Here is a 15731-nt window from a genome sequence, read left to right as displayed (position 1 = left end):
TGACGGAAGGGGATCGCCGGGGGCGATATGACGACCGAAATCGACTATTATACGCTGCTCGAAGTCGAGCGCACCGCCGACGCGGGGGTTCTCAAGAGCGCCTATCGCAAGCTGGCGATGAAATATCACCCGGACAAGACCGGGGGATGCACCGACAGCGAAGCGAAATTCAAGGCGGTCTCGGAAGCCTATGAGGTTCTGAAAGACCCGCAGAAGCGGGCCGCCTATGACCGTTTCGGTCATGCGGCCTTCAAGCAGCAGCAACAGGGCGGCGGCGGTGGTTTCCACGGCGGCGGCGCTGGCGGTTTTTCCGACCTTGGCGATATATTCGAGACGATTTTCGGCCAGGGCGGCGGTTTTGGCGGCGGCAGTCGCCAGCAACAGCGGCGCGGCGCGGACCTGCGCTATGATCTCGAAATCACCCTCGACGAAGCCTATCATGGCAAGCAGACCGAGATTGAGATCGAGGTGTCTGCCGCCTGCGACAGTTGCGAAGGCTCCGGCGCGCAGCCCGGCACCGGCGCCAAGACCTGCCATACCTGCAAAGGCCATGGCCAGGTCCGCGCGCAGCAGGGCTTCTTCGTGGTCGAACGCACCTGCCCGTCCTGCCATGGCGCGGGCAAGGTGATCGAAAGCCCCTGCCGCTCCTGCCGGGGCGAGGGGCGCGTGGACAAGCCCAAGACGCTGTCGGTCAACATCCCCGCGGGCGTGGACGACGGCACCCGCATCCGCCTGTCGGGCGAGGGCGAGGCGGGCGCGCGCGGCGCACCGGCGGGCGATCTCTACATCTTCCTGCACGTCAAACGCCATTCGCTGTTCGAGCGCGACGGCACGACCCTCTTCTGTCGCTGCCCGGTTAGTTTCACCACCGCAGCGCTCGGCGGCACGATCGAAGTGCCGGGCCTGGACGGTGTGCGCCACGCCATCAAGATCCCGGTCGGCATCCAGTCGGGCAAGCAGATCCGCCAGCGCGGTGCGGGTATGCCCGTTCTCAACGGACGCGGGCAGGGCGACCTGGTCGTCCAGATCGACGTCGAAACGCCGACCAGGCTGACCGCGAAACAGAAAGAACTGCTCGAAGCCTTCCGCGAAACCGAAACTGGCGAAGAATGTCCGGCCTCGACCGGCTTCTTCGGCAAGATCAAGGATTTGTGGGGGGATTGATCGCCCACATCATGGAGCTCCCGCCGCGCCCACCAATAAAAGGGCAACCCCGCCGCCATCAGCAGCACGCTGGACCCGCTCGCGACAATCCCTGCGCCCCACAACGTCCACAGCGCATAGCCCAGCCCCACGACCGCGGCAGGCACCACCACCCGAAACCGCATACTTGCCAGCGCGCAGCCGACATAGAGCCACAGTGTCGCCGACGTCGCGAGCAGCGCCATCGCGGTGAACAGCGCCACCAGCCCCTGCAAACTATTGGCGACCAGCAACAGGCTGGCCAATATCGTCGACAATATCAGCCCGCGCACCGGCGTCCCCTTGGCATCGGTCCCCGCCAGCCAGCGCGGCAGTTCGCCCGCCCGCGCCATCGCCAGCGGCACTTCCCCCATCAGCAGCGTCCAGCCATTCAGCGCCCCCAGACAACTGATCGCCACGAACAAAGCGATGAAGCGCGCCGGGCCAGGCGACCAATAATGGCTGACAAACGCGCCAAAGGGCGACCCGGTCTGCGTCTCCGCCGCTGGCAGGGTCAGCGCGATGCCTGAACAGACCAGCAGATAGATCAGCCCCGTCGCTGCCGTGCCGATCAGCGTCGCGCGCGGGATCGTCCGCGCCGGATCACGCACCTTGTCCGCCGCCACGCTGGCCGACTCAAACCCCAGCAGCGCCCACAAAGTCAGCGCCGCCGACGCAGTGATCCCCGCACCCGTCAGCCCCTCCGCCGGGAAGGGGGCTACCTGCGCCGTGCCGCTCCCCACCGTCACGACCAGCAGCACCAGCACCACTGCAATCGGGATCAGCTTGATGAGCGTCGTGACGATCTGCGTCATCCCCGCCGCCCGCGCGCCGATCAAATTGATCCCAGTCATCGCCCACAAAAAGCCGATCGAACAGAGCGCCCCGACGCCGGGCCGCGCCAGCAGCGGCATCACGCTCGACAGGTTCGCCGTCGCTGCCACCGCAATCGTCACATTGGTGATTATGATCGACAGCCAATAAATCCACCCAATCGCAAATCCCGCCAGCGGCCCATAGGCCCGCGCAATCATCTGCGACGCGCTCGTCCCCGGCAGCGCCACCGTCAGCCGCGCAATGACGAACGCCAGCACCAGCGACCCCGCAATCGTAAACCCCCACCCCGCCACCGCATCCCACCCGAACGGCGCCAGCGCAGCGGGCAGCAGGAACACCCCCGACCCGATCATATTGCCCATCACCAGCGCAATACAGGCGGCAAGGCCCAGCGTGCGTGTGGGGCTGGGGGCCGCGCCGGGGGGAGGGGTCATATCGTCCTGCACATCATCCTCCACGGCCATAGCGCTACGCTATCGCCGCCGGAACGGGATAGCCAGAATGGAAATGGTCGGGCCGAACAGGAACCAAAAACATTGCCGGGCCGTTTCTGGACCACAATGAAGCTTAGGAGGGACTGATGGTTGACGTTCGCAACGACGGATATGATGATCGCCGCGTGATTGTTGAAAAAAGAGGGTCGGGCCGCACGATCGGCATCGTGCTGATCGCTATCTTGGCCATTGTCGGCCTGCTGTTCGCCACCGGCTTCTGGAAAGCGGACGTCTCCGGCGGCGACATGCCCGAAGTCAGCGTCAAGGGCGGTGATCTGCCCAAGGTTGACGTCGATTCCAAGGAAGTCGTTGTCGGCACCAAGAAAACGACCGTTGAAGTCCCCACCGTGGGCGTCAAGGATAATGGCGAGGAATAAGCCCCTCTCTCGCAGAACGAAAAAGGCTCCCCCGCACCGGCAGGGGAGCCTTTTTTATTGGGCATGAAAGCGGATTACGCCGCCAGGAACATGTCCGGGTCCAGCGCCATCAGCGCGTCGGCGCCGCCCTCAATCTTGCGGCGCAGCGATCCCGCGTCGGGCATGATCCGCTCGGCAAAGAAGCGCGCCGTCACCAGCTTGGCTTCCAGAAACTTCGCGTCCCCTTCGCCCGCCGCTAGCAGCCCGGTCGCGGCCTTGGCCATGCGCAGCCACATCAGCCCGGTCGCAACGATGCCCAATATGTGCATATAATGATGCGCGCCTGCGCCTGCATTATCGGGGTTCTTCATCGCATTCTGCATCAGCCACATGGTCGCGGCCTGCAACTGGCCGGTCGCCTTCTCCAGCGCTTCGGCCAGCGCCGCCAGCTTCGGCTCGGCCTTGGCATCAGCCACTTCGGTCGCGATGATCTTCAGGAACGCCTGCAATGCGCGGCCCCCGTTCATCGCCAGCTTGCGGCCGACCAGATCCATCGCCTGCACCCCGTTGGTGCCTTCGTAAATCTGGGCGATGCGCGCGTCGCGGACATACTGCTCCACGCCATTTTCCCAGATATAGCCATGGCCGCCAAATACCTGCTGGCTGGACACCGCGACGTCGAAACCCTTGTCGGTGCCATAGCCCTTGATCACCGGGATCAGCAGGCCAATCAGGTCGTCGGCTTGTCTGCGCTCTTCTTCCGTGGCGGCATGGTGCGACAGGTCGACCTGCAACGCCCCCCACAGGATCAGCGCGCGCAGCCCTTCGGTGATCGCCTTGCCCTCCATCAGCATCCGGCGCACGTCGGGATGGACGAACAGCGTGTCGGCCTTCTCCTCCGGCTCCTTCGGCCCGGTCAGCGCGCGGCCCTGCCGCCGGTCGCGGGCATAATGAACCGCATTCTGCAACGCGATTTCCGCCTGCCCAAGACCTTGCAGCCCCACGCCCAGCCGCGCTGCGTTCATCATGATGAACATCGCGGCCAGCCCCTTATTCTCCTCGCCGACCATCCAGCCGGTCGCCCCGTCATAATTCATGACGCAGGTGGCGTTGCCATGGATGCCCATCTTATGCTCGATCGACCCGCACGACACCGCGTTACGATCACCCAGCGATCCGTCGTCATGGACCATGATCTTGGGGACGACGAACAGCGAAATCCCCTTGCTGCTGTCGGGCGCGCCCGGCGTCTTGGCCAGCACCAGATGGATGATATTCTCCGACAGGTCATGCTCACCCGCCGAAATGAAAATCTTGGTGCCGGTGATCGCAAAGCTGCCATCGGCATTGGGTACGGCCTTGGTCTTGATAAGGCCCAGATCGGTGCCGCAATGCGGCTCGGTCAGGTTCATCGTGCCGGTCCATTCGCCCGACACCATCTTGGGGATATAGCGCTGTTGCAGCTCGTCGCTGCCCTTGGCGATCAGCGCCGCGACCGCGCCTGCGGTCAGGCCATGATACATTTCAAACGCCTGATTGGCCGACAATATATATTCGTCCACCGCCGTCGCCACCACGCTCGGCAGCCCCTGGCCGCCAAATTCGGTCGGCGAATGCAGCGTGGTCCAGCCGCCCGCGACGAACTGGTCGAACGCATCCTTGAAACCCGTTGGCGTGGTGACGCTACCATCGGCATGGCGGGTGCAACCTTCCTTGTCGCCCACGGCGTTCAGGGGAAACAGCACTTCCGATGCGATCTTGCCGCCTTCGGTCAGGATCGCCTCGACCAGATCGGGGGTCGCATTTTCAAAGCCGGGCAGGTTGGCATAGCGATCCAGCCCGACGACATGCTCAAGCACGAAACGGGTGTCACGGACGGGGGGCGTATAACTGGGCATGATCGTCTCCGGGCGTTTTTGTTATCGGGGGGAGGGGGTCAGTCTTTGGCGATGGCAGCGACGAAACTCGCCAGTTCGGCAATGGCTGCGTCGATATCGTCCTTCTGCCGGGTCAGCAGCTCGATCCGCGCCTGACATTTGGCGATGGTGACGCGGCGCTGCTCCTCATGTTCCTCGTCGGCATCATACAGGTCGATCATCTCGCGAATCTCGGTCAGGCTGAAACCGACCCGCTTGCCGCGCAAAATCCACGCCAGCCGCGCGCGGTCGCGCCGCGAATAGATGCGGGCGAGACCCTGCCGCTCCGGCGCGATCAGCCCCTCATCCTCATAGAATCGCAGGGCGCGGGCGGTGACGCCGAACTCCTCGGAAAGGTCGGAAATACTGTAGCTCTGCTGGTCCCGATGATCGGGTAGCTCGATGCCGGCGATGCTGCTGCGCGTGTCCATGGAAAGCGATGTAATGCAGCTTTACGTTTACGTCAAGGTGAGTGAGGGCAGCACGACATGGACCAAATGTCCTGGTGACAGGCCGGACGCTTGCCGCTAGGGCGACCGGGTCATGACGGGGGCCATCAGACATTCCAGCACCGCGCGCGGCCTGCTTGCCGCATTGGCGCTGCTTGTGTTCGCCGTGCAATTGCTGGTGCCGTCGGGCTTTATGCCGGTCCGCACGGATCGCGGCGTCATCGTGACCCTTTGTACCGGGCAGGGCGCCATCAACGTCCTGGTCGATCGCGACGCCGCACCGGGCAAGGGCGATCATGCGCCCGACGATGGCATGGCCGGGTCCATGCCCTGCGCCTTCGCCGCCTCGCTCCAGCCTGTGGTGCCGCCGCTGATATTGGCCGACCTGCCCTTGCCGGCCTGGCAACTGGCCTATGGCCCGATCGCCTTCGCGCTCAAAACCGGCCTGATCGCCCGCCTCGCCGCGCCCCCGCCGCCATCGTCCGGGCCGCCTGCGATCATGTAATCCTCCCTTTTGGGGGAGGGCTGTCGCGTATGAGCCGGACCTTAATTTACTTCGTCATGCTGAACTTGTTTCAGCATCCATCGCGCCCCAACAGCCGCCGCTGGGGACGAGAAATGGACCCTGAAACAAGTTCAGGGTGACGAGTAACGAGGGCAGGGCTTCATATGCAATAGCCCCGCCCCACACGGGGGAGGACGCAGTTTCCCCGGCCCCATCCTGACCAAATAACGTCAGGATAAAATACACTATATCAACAGGTTATATCCCATGCGCATCACCCATGCCACACGCAGCGCGTCGCTGTGCGCCCTCACCTTTGCCCTGTCCGCCGTCCCGGCCTTCGCCGACGAAGCCCCTGATCAAAGCCGCATCATCGTCACTGCCAGCCCGATCATCGAAGCCGCCGCCGCCCGCATCCAGCGCACCCCCGGTGGCGTCGATGTGGTCCCTGCCGACGATTTCGCAGACAAGCTCGCTGTCTCCCTGCGCGACGCGCTGACCTTCTCCCCCGGCGTCTATACCCAGCCCCGCTTCGGGCAGGAGGTCCGCATCTCTATTCGCGGGTCCGGCCTGTCCCGCGGCTTCCACATGCGCGGCCTGACCCTGTTGCAGGATGGCATCCCGATCAACATGGCCGACGACAATGGCGACTTTCAGGAATTTGACCCGCAAGTCTTTCAGCATCTCGAAGTCTATCGCGGCGGCAACGCACTGCGTTTTGGCGGATCGACGCTGGGCGGCGCGATCAACGCGGTGACCCCGACCGGACGCAGCGCGCCGGGCGTCGAACTGCGCGTCGATGGCGGCAGCTTCGACACCCTCCGCACCAAGGCCGCCTATGGCTATGCCGACGAAACCGGCGATGCTTTCGCCGCGATCACCACCGACCGGTCGGATGGCGACCGCGACCATGGCAAGCGTAAATCCTATCGCTTCAACACTAATGTGGGCCTCAAGATCAGCGACCGGATCGAAACCCGCTTCTACGCCAGCGCCCAGACGATCCGCCAGAAACTGTCCGGCTCGCTCAGCGAAAAATCCGTCCTGACCGATCCGACCAAGGGCAATTTCGTGGGCGATCAGGCACGCGACATCGATTCGATCCGTCTGCAAAATCGCACCACGATCCAACTCGCCAGCGGCCAACTGGCGGTCGGCGTCCATTACAGCGCCAAGCAACTCTTCCATCCCATCTTCCAGGTGATCGACCAGAAATCGGAAGATCGCGGGGCTTTCGCCAGCCTCGACCTGGCGGGCGATCTGGGCGGTCTGCCGGTGGAGGTGACGCTGGGCAGTCAGGCGCGCTTCGGCAAAGGCACGGCACGCCAGTTCGTCAATGTCGCGGGCCGGTCCGGCGCGCCCACCGCTTATGCCAAAGTGCGCGCCCAGACGATCAACAGCTATGGCGAAGTCCGCGTCGCCCCCACGCCCGGCCTGTGGCTGATCGCAGGCGGCCTCTACACCCATGGCGAACGGCGGATCGACAATCGCTTCGCCCCGCAACGCAGCGGCGACGCCAGCTTCGACGCCTTCTCGCCCAAGATCGGCCTGCTCTACAAACCCGACGACGCGCTGCAATTCTATGCCAATTACAACCGCTCGGTCGAACTGCCCGGCTATAGTGAACTCAGCCAAACGCCCGCAGGCGGCGCGCCCGGCTTCACCCCGGTCGGCGCGCAAAAGGCGTGGACGGCTGAAATCGGCACCCGTGGCCGCATCGGCATCGCATCCTGGGACGTCAGCCTCTATCGCGCCGATATCCGGGGCGAGATGCTGCAATATAGTGTGGTCCCCGGCGTCATTCCCGCTGCGACCTTCAACGCGGACAGAACCCGCCATCAGGGCGTCGAAGCCGGTCTGGACCTCAGCCTCACCCCCTGGGCATCGCTCCGCCAGGTCTATCAGTATAGCGATTTCCGCTTCCGCAATGACACCGACTATGGCGACAATCGCCTGCCGCTGGTGCCGCGCCATTTCTACCGCGCGCAACTCAGGCTCGGCACTGACAGGCTCAGCCTCTCGCCCTCTGTCGAATGGTTGCCGCAGGGCGCGTGGGTCGATTATGTCAACAGCAAGCGGGTCGGCAGCTATGCGCTGCTCAATCTGGGCGCACAGGCGAAAGTCAGCAACGGCGTCACCCTGTTCCTCGACGCGCGCAACCTGACGCAGAAGCGCGCCATCGGCGACATCAGCGCACTGGTCCGCTACACGCCCGACGTCGCGGCAACGGCAGCAGACGAAGGCAGCGTCGCCTTCTACCCGCTCGAACGCCGCGCCATCTATGGCGGCGTGCGCGCGCGTTTCTGAACCGGGGGGCAGGACGATGAATGAAACGGGCTTCTACCGGGCGATGTGGCGCTGGCATTTCTATGCCGGTCTCATCGTCCTGCCGGTGCTGGCACTCATGGCGGTGACGGGCGCGCTCTATCTCTACAAGCCGGAGATCGAGGCGATGCTCTATCCGGTGCATATGTCGGGCGCGCCATCGGCCTCGTCTCTTTCGCCATCACGCCTGATCGCGACGGTGGAGCAGGCAACGGGCGCGCAGGTGACCCAGATCGTCCGACCCGCCAGCCGGTCGGAAAGCTGGCGGGTGATGACGAAGGTGGATGGCGGCCCGCCGACCATCCATTTCGTCGATCCCCGCGATGGCCGGATATTGGGTGAGATGCGCGGCGGCGGCATCATGAAGGTCATCAAGGATCTGCACAGCCTGGCGCTCACCGGCCCGGTCGGCAACCGGCTGGTGGAGGTTGTCGCGGGCTGGGCGATCCTGCTCTGCATCACCGGTCTCTATCTGCGCTGGCCCCGGCGCGGCCAGCCCGCCCTGGTGATCCGCGGCCGGGCATCGGGCCGCCTCTTCTGGCGCGACCTGCATGGCACGCTGGGTTTCCTGTCCGCTGGCGTCATCCTGTTCCTGGCCGTCACCGGGATGCCATGGACGGACGTATGGGGTGGCGGGTTACGCGCAGTCGTTGCCGCCAATGACTGGGGCCGCCCGAAAATGGCGGTGATCCCTTGGAGCGCACCCGCCAAGGACGCGCTGCCCTGGACCTTGCGCGAAGGCAGCGCGGCACCGGGCAGGGCAGGCGACGTCGGCGTCGACGAAGCGCTCCGCATTGCCACTACGCGCGGCATGGGCGGCGTCCAGCTCATCCTTCCCGCCACCCCCGGCGCACCCTATCTGGCCGCCTCCATCGTCACACAGGCACAGGACGCCCGCGCCATCACCATCGACGCAGCGTCCGGCGCGGTGGTGCAGGATATGGACTGGCGCATGTTCGGTCCCGGCGCGCAGGCGGTCGAATGGGGCATCGCTACCCATCAGGGCCAGCAATATGGAGAGGCCAACCGGCTGCTGATGCTCGCGGGCTGCCTCTGCCTCCTGCTCCTCTGCCTGACCGCGCCGCTCCTGTGGTGGAAGCGGCGACAACAGGGACGCCTCACCGCGCCACCCGCCGCCACCCCCGCCGCACGGCATATGGTGGCAGGCCTGATGCTGCTGATCGGCCTGCTCTTCCCGCTGACCGGCCTCAGCATGATCGCAGCGTCGCTGGGCGAGTGGATCATGGGCCAGCGCCGGACGGCCTAAAGCCCGTTCGGGCTGAGCTTGTCGAAGCCCCGTCCTTCTTCTCGGAAGAAAAGGACTACCCTTCGACAAGCTCAGGGCGAACGGATTACATGAGGGGGCAGGCTTCTGTCCAAGGCGGACGGTTTTCTTATCCAGCCACATCCTCTACAGCCCGACCATGATCCGTCTCTCCGGCCTGCAACTCCCGCTCGACCACCCTGTCGAGGCGATCCCCGCCGCCATCTGCGCCCGGCTGGGCATCGCCGCGTCTGATCTTCTGTCGCACAGTCTCGTCCGGCGCGGCAATGACGCGCGCCGGCGCAGCGCGATCCAGCTGGTCTATACGTTCGACGTCGCGGCCACCGACGAACCCGCCATCCTCGCCCGCTTCGCCGGTGACAAGGATGTACGCCCCACGCCCGACACCAGCTATAAGTTCGTCACCCATGCCCCTGAAGGCGGCCCGGCGCTGCGTCCGGTCGTCATCGGCGCAGGACCATGCGGTCTGTTCGCAGGCCTCATCCTGGCGCAAATGGGATTCCGCCCGATCATCCTCGATCGCGGCAAAGTGGTACGCGAACGGACCAAGGACACATGGGGCCTGTGGCGTCGCGCCGAGCTGAACCCTGACTCCAACGTCCAGTTCGGCGAGGGCGGGGCAGGCACCTTCTCCGACGGCAAACTTTATTGCCGCGTCAAAGACCCCCGCTTCCTAGGCCGCAAGGTGCTGGAGGAGTTCGTCGCGGCGGGCGCGCCTGACGACATATTATGGGAAGCCCACCCCCATATCGGCACCTTCCGCCTCGTCACCATGGTCGAATCCATGCGCCGCCAGATCGAAGCGCTGGGCGGCGAATATCGCTGGCAAACCCGTGTTGACGATCTCGCGCTGGAACCAGCAGGCGACGGCACGCAAAAGCTGCGCGGCCTCCATATGCAGGACGGCAGCTTCCTCGAAGCCGACCATGTCGTCCTCGCCGTCGGCCACAGCGCCCGCCCGACCTTCGAGATGCTGCACGGTCGCGGCGTCCATATCGAAGCCAAGCCCTTCTCCATCGGCGTGCGGATCGAACATCCCCAAAGCTGGGTCGATCGCGCCCGCTACGGCCAATGCGCGGGCCACCCGGATCTGGGCGCAGCCTCCTATAGCCTGGCCCATCACTGCGCCAATGGCCGCACCGTCTATAGCTTCTGTATGTGCCCCGGTGGCCGCGTCGTCGCCGCCACGTCGGAGGAAGGGCGCGTCGTCACCAACGGCATGAGCCAGTATAGCCGCGCCGAATTCAACGCCAATTCAGGGTTGGTCGTCGGCATCGACCCCGCCCGCGACTATCCCGACGGACCGCTGGCGGGCATCGAACTGCAACGCCGCTGGGAATCGGCGGCCTTTGTCGCGGGCGGCGCCTCCTATTTCGCGCCGGGCCAGACCGTGGGCGACTTCATGGCCGGTCGTCCCTCCACCGCATTGGGAGAGGTCGTCCCCTCCTACAAGCCGGGCGTCACCCCCACCGACCTGTCGCTTTGCCTGCCCGATTACGTGATCGACGCCATCCGCGAGGCACTGCCCGCCTTCGGTCGCCAGATCAGCCATTATGATCACCCCGAAGCGGTCATGACCGGCGTGGAAACCCGCACATCCTCCCCCATCCGCATCACCCGCGGCAAGGATTTCCAGAGCCTCAACGTCGCCGGTCTCTATCCCGCGGGCGAAGGTGCGGGCTATGCCGGCGGCATCCTCTCCGCCGCGATTGACGGCATAAAGGTGGCGGAGGCAGTGGCGCTCTCCACGAAAATTTGACCGGGGGCTGATGGAGATTTTGGATGCCCGACAAGGACTCGAACCTTGATTGACGGAGTCAGAGTCCGCTCTCTTACCATTAGAGGATCGGGCATCAATCCTTAGCGCCATGCGCTTGGGAGGCCGCAGATAGGCGGGGGCAGGGGGCAGGTCAAGAGCATTTTAGCCCAAAAGACACCGCAAAAAGAAAAGCCCGCCGGCGCGTCAAACGCATCCGGCGGGCATTTGCGTTGCCCGGTCAGGGGCAACGCGCTTGGGAGCCATTCCCTGTACAGGAAACGGCCCCCGCGCTTTCGAAATGTCAGTCCATGTCCTGCGTGGTGAAATCTTCACCCTGCACGGCACCCAGTGGATCGTCGCCGATCGCCGCTTCCGGTCCCTGACGCAGCTCGGCGGCATGTTCGGCCGCCGCGCTGGCGGGTGCGATCAGGTCGACCTGGCTCGACGCCCGCAGCGCGGCGCGCATCGCTGCGTCCCGCGAGGAGGCGGCGACGCGCAGGCGGTTCATGCCCGCGCCCGTGCCTGCGGGGATCAGACGGCCGACGATGACGTTTTCCTTCAGGCCAACCAGCGTGTCCTTCTTGCCCTGAACCGCCGCTTCCGTGAGGACGCGGGTGGTTTCCTGGAAGGACGCCGCCGAGATGAAGGAGCGCGTCTGGAGCGAGGCCTTGGTGATGCCCAGCAACACCGGCTTGCCGGCAGCAGGCAGGAAGCCCGGCGCCAGCTTGGCGTTGATCTCGTCCATTTCCTCGCGGTCGACCTGCTCGCCCACCAGCAAGGTGGTGTCGCCGGACTCGATGATCTCGACCTTCTGCAACATCTGACGAACGATCGTCTCGATATGCTTGTCGTTGATCTTCACGCCCTGCAAGCGATAGACTTCCTGGATTTCCGCGACCAGATATTCGGCCAGCGGCTCGATGCCGAGAACTTCCAAGATGTCGTGCGGATCGGGCGAACCGCCGATCAGATTGTCGCCGCGCTTGACATAGTCGCCTTCCTGAACGTCGATCACCTTGCTCTTGGGGATCAGATATTCGACCGGCTCGCCGCCATCCTCAGGATTGATGGCGATCTTGCGCTTCGCCTTATAGTCCTTGAGGAACTGGACGCGGCCGGACACCTTGGCGATGATGGCGTTGTCCTTGGGCTTGCGCGCTTCGAACAGCTCGGCCACGCGCGGCAGACCGCCCGTAATGTCGCGGGTCTTGGCGGCTTCGCGGCTGACACGCGCCAGCACGTCACCGGCCTGCACCGTCTGGCCATCCTCGACCGACAGCATCGCGCCCACGGCCAGCATATAGCGGGCCGCTTCGCCCGAACCATCGTCCAGCAGGGTCAGGCGCGGACGCAGATCCTCCTTGGTGCGGCTGGAGCCACGATGCTCGGTGACGACCTTCTGGGAAATGCCCGTCGCTTCGTCGGTCTGCTCGGTCAGCGTCTTGCTGTCGATCAGGTCGACATATTTGACGATGCCCGGACGTTCGGTGATCACCGGCATGGTGAACGGATCCCATTCGGCGATCCGGTCACCCTGCTTCACCGGTGCGTTATTCTCGAAGAGAATGGTCGCACCATAAGGCAGGCGATGCACCGCGCGCTCGCGGCCTTCATTGTCGATGATCGCCAGTTCGCCGTTGCGGGCGAGCGAGAGGCGGCGGCCACGGCTGTCCGTGATCGTCGGCATGTCACGCAGTTCCAGCGTCCCGTCGGCAATCGCTTCCAGGTTCGACGTTTCGTTGAGCTGCGCCGCGCCGCCGATGTGGAATGTCCGCATCGTCAGCTGGGTGCCAGGCTCACCGATCGACTGCGCCGCGATGACGCCGACCGCTTCACCGATATTGACCGGCGTACCACGGGCAAGGTCACGGCCGTAGCATTTGCCGCACACGCCCATCTTGCTTTCGCAGATCAGGGGGCTGCGGATCTTCACGGCCTGCGTGCCGATCGCCTCGATCTTGGCGATCATCGGCTCGTCCAGCAACGTGCCAATCGGGATGATGACGGTGCCGTCCTTGCTGTCGACAATGTCCTGCGCCGTGGTGCGGCCCAGAATGCGTTCGCCCAGCGAAGCGATGGTCGAACCGCCCTGGACGATCGCCTTCATCTCCAGCGCGCGGTCGGTGCCGCAATCTTCCTCGACGATCGTGCAATCCTGCGACACGTCGACCAGACGGCGGGTCAGGTAACCCGAATTCGCCGTCTTGAGCGCGGTGTCGGCCAGACCCTTGCGGGCGCCGTGGGTGGAGTTGAAATATTCAAGGACGGTCAGGCCTTCCTTGAAGTTGGAGATGATCGGCGTTTCGATGATCTCGCCCGACGGCTTGGCCATCAGGCCGCGCATCCCCGCCAGCTGCTTCATCTGGGCCTGCGAACCACGCGCACCGGAGTGGGCCATCATGTAGATAGAGTTGATCTGCGCCAGGCGGCCGGTCTGCGGGTCCTTGGGCTGGGCGCGGATCTCGTCCATCATCGCGTTGGCGACGCGATCGCCGCAACCCGACCAGGCGTCGATCACCTTGTTGTACTTTTCCTGCTGGGTGATCAGGCCGTCCTGATATTGCTGTTCATAGTCGGCCACCAGCGCCTTGGTCTCGTCAACCAAAGTCACCTTGCTGTCGGGGATGACCATGTCGTCCTTGCCGAACGAAATGCCCGCCTGGAACGCGTGCTTGAAGCCCAGCGCCATGATGGCGTCGGCAAACAGCACCGTGTCCTTCTGGCCGGTGTGACGATAGACCTCGTCGATCACGTCGCCGACGTCCTTCTTGGTCAGCAGGCGGTTGACGACGTCGAACGGCACCTTGTGGTTCTGCGGCAGACATTCGCCCAGCAACATGCGGCCCGGCGTGGTCTCATAGCGCTTGAGGTAGCTGTTGCCCGCCTCGTCGGTCTGCGGCACGCGGCTGATGATCTTGCTGTGCAGCGTCACCGACTTGGTGAACAGCGCCTGATGCACTTCCTGCATGTCGCTCAGCAACATGCCTTCGCCCGGCTCGCCTTCGCGTTCCATCGACAGATAATAGATGCCCAGCACCATGTCCTGCGACGGCACGATGATCGGCTTGCCGTTCGCAGGGCTCAGGATGTTGTTGGTGGACATCATCAGCACGCGCGCTTCCAGCTGCGCTTCGAGCGACAGCGGAACGTGGACGGCCATCTGGTCACCGTCAAAGTCGGCGTTGAAGGCCGAGCAGACCAGCGGGTGCAGCTGGATCGCCTTGCCCTCGATCAGCACGGGTTCGAACGCCTGGATGCCCAGACGGTGAAGCGTCGGTGCGCGGTTCAGCATCACGGGATGCTCGCGGATCACCTCGTCCAGGATATCCCAGACTTCCTTGCGCTCCTTCTCGACCCACTTCTTGGCCTGCTTCAGGGTCATGGACAGACCCTTGGCATCCAGACGGGCGTAGATGAACGGCTTGAACAGTTCGAGCGCCATCTTCTTGGGCAGGCCGCACTGGTGCAGCTTCAGCTCAGGACCGGTCACGATGACCGAACGCCCCGAATAGTCGACGCGCTTGCCGAGCAGGTTCTGGCGGAAACGGCCCTGCTTGCCCTTGAGCATGTCGGACAGCGACTTCAAAGGACGCTTGTTCGCACCGGTGATGACGCGACCACGACGGCCATTGTCGAACAGGGCGTCGACCGCTTCCTGCAACATGCGCTTTTCGTTGCGGACGATGATGTCCGGCGCGCGCAGTTCCATCAGCCGCTTCAGACGGTTGTTACGGTTGATGACGCGGCGATAGAGGTCGTTCAGATCCGACGTCGCAAAGCGGCCACCGTCCAGCGGCACCAGCGGGCGCAGTTCAGGCGGGATCACGGGAACGACGTCCAGGATCATCCATTCAGGGCGGTTGCCCGAATCGATGAAGCTTTCCACGACCTTCAAACGCTTGATGATCTTCTTGGGCTTCAGCTCCGACTTGGTCGTCGCCAGCTCTTCCAGCAATACCTGCTTCTCGCCCTCAAGGTCGAGGTCCATCAGCATCTGCTTGACCGCTTCGGCGCCGATCCCGGCGGAGAAAGCGTCCTCGCCATATTCGTCCTGCGCGTCGAGCAGTTCGTCCTCGTTCAGAAGCTGATACTTCTCCAGCGGGGTCAGGCCCGGCTCGATAACGATATAGCTCTCAAAATAGAGGACGCGCTCCAGCTGCTTCAGCTGCATGTCGAGCAGCAGGCCGATGCGCGAGGGCAGCGATTTCAGGAACCAGATATGCGCAACCGGCGCGGCCAGTTCGATATGGCCCATGCGCTCGCGGCGCACCTTGCTCACCGTGACTTCGACACCGCACTTCTCGCAGACGATGCCCTTATATTTCATGCGCTTATACTTGCCGCACAGGCATTCATAATCCTTGATCGGACCGAAGATGCGCGCGCAGAACAGGCCGTCACGTTCCGGCTTGAACGTGCGATAGTTGATGGTTTCGGGCTTCTTGATCTCGCCGAAGGACCAGCTGCGGATGCGCTCAGGCGAGGCAAGGCCGATCTGGATCTGGTCGAAAGTCTCGGTCTTGGCGACCGGATTGGCGAAGTTGGTCAGTTCGTTCATTTTTCATTCCCTCATGAGGGCAAAATTCTGGTGCGGAAGGGGGCAGGGGCGTCGCTCGCAAGCGA

General features: G+C 64.1%; 9 protein-coding genes, 1 tRNA gene and 1 pseudogene. 6 read left to right on the top strand and 5 right to left on the bottom strand.

Annotated features, from left to right (window positions below; all coding sequences use genetic code 11):
• The first annotated feature begins 27 nt into the window (after positions 1-27).
• The gene (dnaJ, locus tag ACODR8_RS05880; RefSeq protein WP_489006367.1) at positions 28-1164 is read left to right on the top strand and encodes a molecular chaperone DnaJ; all 1137 of its coding nucleotides are present in this window, start codon (positions 28-30) and stop codon (positions 1162-1164) included.
• A 17-nt stretch (positions 1165-1181) separates the two neighbouring features.
• Here dnaJ and ACODR8_RS05875 read toward each other — a convergent pair.
• Positions 1182-2453 (bottom strand): annotated as a pseudogene (locus tag ACODR8_RS05875) (amino acid permease); the annotation flags it as partial.
• Between the two features lie 146 nt (positions 2454-2599).
• Between ACODR8_RS05875 and ACODR8_RS05870 the strand changes: the two are divergent.
• A complete protein-coding gene (locus tag ACODR8_RS05870) occupies positions 2600-2890 on the top strand; it encodes a hypothetical protein (RefSeq protein ID WP_119745676.1) in 291 nt (96 codons plus the stop codon).
• 74 nt (positions 2891-2964) lie between these two features.
• Here ACODR8_RS05870 and ACODR8_RS05865 read toward each other — a convergent pair whose 3' ends face one another.
• Positions 2965-4767, bottom strand: coding sequence for an acyl-CoA dehydrogenase C-terminal domain-containing protein (locus ACODR8_RS05865; RefSeq protein WP_489006366.1), 1803 nt, complete (start codon positions 4765-4767; stop codon positions 2965-2967).
• Positions 4768-4805: 38 nt separating this feature from the next.
• Entirely contained in the window at positions 4806-5216 is a 411-nt protein-coding gene (locus ACODR8_RS05860; protein WP_294132734.1) for a MerR family transcriptional regulator, read from the bottom strand.
• 112 nt (positions 5217-5328) lie between these two features.
• Here ACODR8_RS05860 and ACODR8_RS05855 point away from each other — a divergent pair, with 112 nt between their 5' ends.
• The 4 genes from ACODR8_RS05855 to ACODR8_RS05840 all read left to right on the top strand — a co-directional run bounded on the left by ACODR8_RS05855 (position 5329) and on the right by ACODR8_RS05840 (position 11108).
• The gene (locus ACODR8_RS05855; RefSeq protein WP_489006365.1) at positions 5329-5739 is read left to right on the top strand and encodes a hypothetical protein; all 411 of its coding nucleotides are present in this window, start codon (positions 5329-5331) and stop codon (positions 5737-5739) included.
• 267 nt (positions 5740-6006) lie between these two features.
• The gene (locus tag ACODR8_RS05850) at positions 6007-8046 is read left to right on the top strand and encodes a TonB-dependent receptor family protein (protein ID WP_489006364.1); all 2040 of its coding nucleotides are present in this window, start codon (positions 6007-6009) and stop codon (positions 8044-8046) included.
• Between the two features lie 16 nt (positions 8047-8062).
• A complete protein-coding gene (locus tag ACODR8_RS05845) occupies positions 8063-9331 on the top strand; it encodes a PepSY-associated TM helix domain-containing protein (RefSeq protein ID WP_489006363.1) in 1269 nt (422 codons plus the stop codon).
• A 157-nt stretch (positions 9332-9488) separates the two neighbouring features.
• Positions 9489-11108, top strand: coding sequence for an NAD(P)/FAD-dependent oxidoreductase (locus ACODR8_RS05840; protein ID WP_489006362.1), 1620 nt, complete (start codon positions 9489-9491; stop codon positions 11106-11108).
• Between the two features lie 20 nt (positions 11109-11128).
• Here ACODR8_RS05840 and ACODR8_RS05835 read toward each other — a convergent pair.
• Both ACODR8_RS05835 and rpoC read right to left on the bottom strand, forming a co-directional pair.
• Positions 11129-11202: transfer RNA gene (locus ACODR8_RS05835), tRNA-Gln, on the bottom strand.
• A gap of 207 nt (positions 11203-11409) precedes the next feature.
• Positions 11410-15666, bottom strand: a complete 4257-nt coding sequence (rpoC, locus tag ACODR8_RS05830; protein ID WP_119745667.1) for a DNA-directed RNA polymerase subunit beta' — start codon at positions 15664-15666, stop codon at positions 11410-11412.
• Between the last annotated feature and the right edge of the window lie 65 nt (positions 15667-15731).

Source organism: Sphingobium sp. FG58 (assembly GCF_057809055.1).
Note: the sequence above shows the minus strand (reverse complement) of the source record. Positions and strands in the feature narration are given on the sequence as shown.